The following is a 4402-nucleotide window of genomic DNA, read 5'->3' as shown; positions in this document are numbered from 1 at the left end:
CGCCGGCGGCCTGGCCGGCATGTTCGTGCCGCATCCGCCGGTGGCCGCCAGCGGCCCCGGCCCGGCACCGGTGCCGGTGACCCCGGCGCAGGCGCAGCGCGACTGGAGCCACTACGGCAACACCGCCGGCGGCAGCCGCTTCGCCGCGCTGGACCAGATCGGCCGCGGCAACGTCGGCCAGTTGCAGGTGGCCTGGACCTACCGCACCGGCGACATCGCAATCAGCGACGGCAACGGCGCCGAAGACCAGACCACCCCACTGCAGATCGGCGAGACGCTGTACGTGTGCACCCCGCACAACAACGTCATCGCGCTGGACGCCAGCAGCGGCCGGCAGCTGTGGAAGCACGAGATCAACGCGCAGTCCTCGGTCTGGCAGCGCTGCCGCGGCCTGGCCTACTTCGATGCCGATGCGCCGCTGGCCCAGCCCAGCGCGGCCAACGCCTCGCCGGTGGCGGCGGCGGTGCTGCCGGCCGGCGCCAACTGCCGGCGCCGCGTGCTGACCAACACCATCGATGCGCGGCTGATCGCGCTGGACGCGGACACCGGCGCGTTCTGCAGCAGCTTCGGCCAGAACGGCCAGGTCGACCTGAAGGCCGGCCTCGGCGCCGCACCCGATCCGTTCTACCAGTTGACCTCGGCGCCGACCGTGGCCGGGACCACGGTGGTGGTGGGCGGCCGCGTCGCCGACAACGTGCAGGCCGACATGCCCGGCGGCGTGATCCGCGGCTTCGACGTGATCACCGGCGCGCAGCGCTGGGCCTTCGATCCGGGCAATCCGCAGGACACGCAGCCGCCGGCGCCGGGCAAGACCTACGTGCGCAGCACGCCGAACGTGTGGGCGCCGATGTCCTACGACGCCGCCTCCAACACGGTGTTCCTGCCGATGGGCAGCCCGTCCACCGACCTGTACGGTGCCGAGCGCAGCGCGCTGGACCACCGCTTCGGCGCCTCGATCACCGCGCTGGACGCCAGCACCGGCCAGGTCAAATGGGTCTACCAGACCGTGCACAACGATCTGTGGGACTTCGACCTGCCGATGCAGCCGAGCCTGATCGACTTCCCGATGGCCGACGGCCGCAAGGTGCCGGCGCTGATCGTCGGCACCAAGGCCGGCCAGCTGTACGTGCTCGACCGCGCCACCGGCAGGCCGCTGACCGAGGTCCGCGAGGTGCCGGTGAAGGCCGCCGACATCCCCCGCGAACCGTATGCGCTGACCCAGCCGCTGTCGGTGGGCATGCCGCAGATCGGCACCAAGCACCTGAGCGAAGCGGACATGTGGGGCGCCACCCTGCTGGACCAGATGCTGTGCCGCATCGCCTTCAAGAAGATGCGCTACGAGGGTCTGTACACCGCGCCCGGCACCGACGTGTCGCTGAGCTTCCCCGGCTCGCTGGGCGGCATGAACTGGGGCGGGCTGTCGGTCGACCCGGTGCACGACGTGGTGTTCGCCAACGACATGCGCCTGGGCCTGTGGGTGCAGATGATTCCGCAGAAGGCCGAGAAGGCCGCCGCCTCCAGCGGTGGCGAGGCGGTCAACACCGGCATGGGCGCGGTGCCGCTGAAGGGCACGCCGTACGCGGTCAACAAGAACCGCTTCCTGTCGGCGCTGGGCATCCCCTGCCAGGCGCCGCCGTTCGGCACGCTCAGCGCGATCGACCTGAAGACCCGAAGCATCGCCTGGCAGGTCCCGGTGGGCACCGTGCAGGACACCGGCCCGCTCGGCTTCAAGATGCACCTGCCGATCCCGGTCGGCATGCCGACCCTGGGCGGCACCCTGGCCACGCAGAGCGGCCTGGTGTTCATCGCCGGCACTCAGGACTACTACCTGCGTGCGTTCGACAGCGGCACCGGCAAGGAACTGTGGAAGGCACGGCTGCCGGTGGGCAGCCAGGGCGGGCCGATGACCTACGTGTCGACCAAGACCGGCAAGCAGTACATCGTGATCACCGCCGGCGGCGCGCGGCAGTCGCCGGACCGCGGCGACTACGTGATCGCCTACGCCTTGCCGAACGCCAAGTAGGAATCCGGCGCACCGGCGCCATCTGCGCGCGGCGGCAATGGATCGCCGCCGCATGTGCGGACCTCACAGCGCCTCGACCGAGGCGCCGCAGGTTGGCCGACATATGGGGTACGGCGCCGGACACGGCGCCGATCGGGTGACGCAGGCCAGGCCGCGCCGCAAAGCGCGTTGCTCTCGAAGACTGGAATGGAGCCGCGCCCGCGCCGCCCCGCCCTCAACGCGTCGGCTGCAGCCGCATCGTCAGCACCGCGGCAATGGCCACCAGCAGCGGCAACGCCAGCACGTAGTACAGATTGGCCGGCTGCCAGCCGGCGTCGACCAGCACGCCGACGGTCATCGGCGAGAGGATCGCGCCGACGCGGCCGATGCCGATCGCCCAGCCCAGGCCGGTGGTGCGCACGGTGGGCGCGAACACGATCGGCGCCACCGCATACAGGCCGGCCATCGAGCCGAACAGCGCCGCGCCGATCACGAAGGCCACGGGGAAGGCCAGCTGCAACTGCGTGCCGAGCGTGGCGAACGCCGCCATCCCCAGTGCGGCGATCAGGAAGCTGGCCGCGGTCAAGCGCGGCAGCAGAAAACGTGCGGCCAGGCCGCCGAACAAGGCGCCGCCGACGATGCCGCCCAGGTTCAGCAGCACGCCGCCGGTGACGCCCTGCTCGGCCGACAGCCCGGCTTGTACCAGCAGTTTCGGCGTCCAGCTCAGCACGAAATAGAAGGCGAACATGTGCATGAAGAAGCCCAGCGCGATCAGCACGCTGTTGCGGCGCAGGTGCGGGGTGAACAGCGCCGCGTAGCCCGCCTTCTCCTGCACCGGCGGCCGCGGCGGCAGCGCATCCAGGGTCGGTGCGCGCATGCGCGTCAGCAGCGCGTTGAGCCGCGCCAGCGCATCCGGCGGGCGCCGGCTGAGCAGGAAGTCCAGCGATTCGGGCAGCAACGCCAGCACCACCGGGATGCACAGCAGCGAGGCGAGTGCGCCGAACAGGAAGGCCGCATGCCAGCCCCAGCGTTCCAGCAGCATCGCGGCGATCAACCCGCCCAGCGTGGCGCCGATGGGATAGCCGGTGGCCTGCAGGGCCACTGCGGTGCTGCGCCACTTCGGGCTGGCGTATTCGGCGGTGATCACGCCGACGCCCGCGAGCATGCCGCCGATGCCGATGCCGGTGAACACGCGCAGCGCCGCAAGTTGCCAGATGTCCTGCGCCAGTGCCGAGGCGGCCATGCCGACGGTCAGGATCGCCAGGCAGCACAGGATCATGTTGCGCCGGCCCCAGCGGTCGGCCAGCGGCGCCAGCAGCAGCGAGCCCAGCGCCATGCCCACCAGCCCGGCGCTGAGCGCGATCCCCAGCAGCTTGCCGGACAAACGCCAGGCCTCCGACACGTGCGGGGCGATGAAGGCCATCACCATCACGTCGAACCCGTCGAGCATGTTCAACAGCACGCAGACCGCGATCGCCGTCCACTGGAACCCGCTCATGCGATTCAGGACGAGGGCGGTGGGCGGGGCGGCGGCATGGCTCATGGCAACACTCCTGCAGGAACGGCGAACGAGGACGGCAGCGTCGCGGGATTACTTGGGCGGCGCGGCGGCATGCAGCGCATGGAGCGTCTGCCGCAACCGCGTCGCGTCGATCTGCCCGGGCGCCGAGGCGGTGCCGAGCATGCCGAAGGTCAGGCTCTGCCCGAAGGTCTCGCCGGACAGCCGCGACACCGCGCCCAGCGGCCCCATCGCCATGGTCAGCAACGGCTGGCCGCTGCGCTGGCGCATCTGCCAGGTGGCGTCGAGCAGGTGCAGCACGTCGCCCGGATCGCGCGGCATCACCGCGATCTTCAGCACGTCGGCGCCCAGCGCCTGCTGCCGCTGCAGCCGCGCCACGATCTCCGCCACCGGGGGAGTGGCGTGGAAGTCGTGGCTGGACATCACCACGTACACGCCCTGCCGATGCGCATGCTCCACCAGCCGCCGCAGCACCGCCGGGTCGCGGAACATCTCCACGTCGAGCAGGTCGGCGAAGCGCGCGTCCAGCAGGCGCGCGTACAACGCGCCGTAGGCGGCATCGTCGAGCGGCACCGCACCGCCCTCGGCCTTGGTGCGGAAGGTCAGCAGCAGCGGCTTGCCGTGCAGTGCCTGCGCCAGGCGCGGCCCCAGGGCCGCCAGCGCGGCCGCGTCGGTAGCGCCGTCCATCAGGTCGATGCGCCACTCGGCCAGGTCTGCATCGGGCGAGGCGGCGATGCGCTGCGCCTGCGCCAGCGCCTGCTCGGCGTCGTGCGCGGTGATCGGCACGATGATCTTGGGCAGGCCGGTGCCGATGGCGAGTCCGCGGATCTGCAGCACGCGCGGCGGCGGCAGCGGCGCGCCCGCGGACGGCGCGGCGGGCG

3 protein-coding genes are annotated in these 4402 nt (G+C 71.6%); 1 reads left to right on the top strand and 2 read right to left on the bottom strand.

Annotated features, from left to right (window positions below):
* The coding region (locus tag D588_RS0108275) for a membrane-bound PQQ-dependent dehydrogenase, glucose/quinate/shikimate family (protein ID WP_017915635.1) at positions 1 to 2023 on the top strand (2023 nt) is incomplete at its 5' end.
* A gap of 214 nt (positions 2024 to 2237) precedes the next feature.
* Here D588_RS0108275 and D588_RS0108270 read toward each other — a convergent pair.
* A complete protein-coding gene (locus tag D588_RS0108270) occupies positions 2238 to 3545 on the bottom strand; it encodes an MFS transporter (protein WP_026143506.1) in 1308 nt (435 codons plus the stop codon).
* Between the two features lie 48 nt (positions 3546 to 3593).
* On the bottom strand, positions 3594 to 4402 hold an 809-nt coding region (gene aroD / locus D588_RS0108265; RefSeq protein WP_017915633.1), incomplete at its 5' end, for a type I 3-dehydroquinate dehydratase.

Source organism: Xanthomonas sp. SHU 308 (genome assembly GCF_000364645.1).
GTDB classification, from domain to species: Bacteria; Pseudomonadota; Gammaproteobacteria; order Xanthomonadales; family Xanthomonadaceae; genus Xanthomonas_A; species Xanthomonas_A sontii.
This window is presented reverse-complemented; position numbering and strand designations above follow the sequence as displayed.

Coding starts and splice junctions, on each gene's coding strand:
- D588_RS0108270 (WP_026143506.1), bottom strand. CDS start 3,545: ATGAGCCATGCCGCCGCCCCGCCCACCGCCCTCGTCCTGAATCGCATG.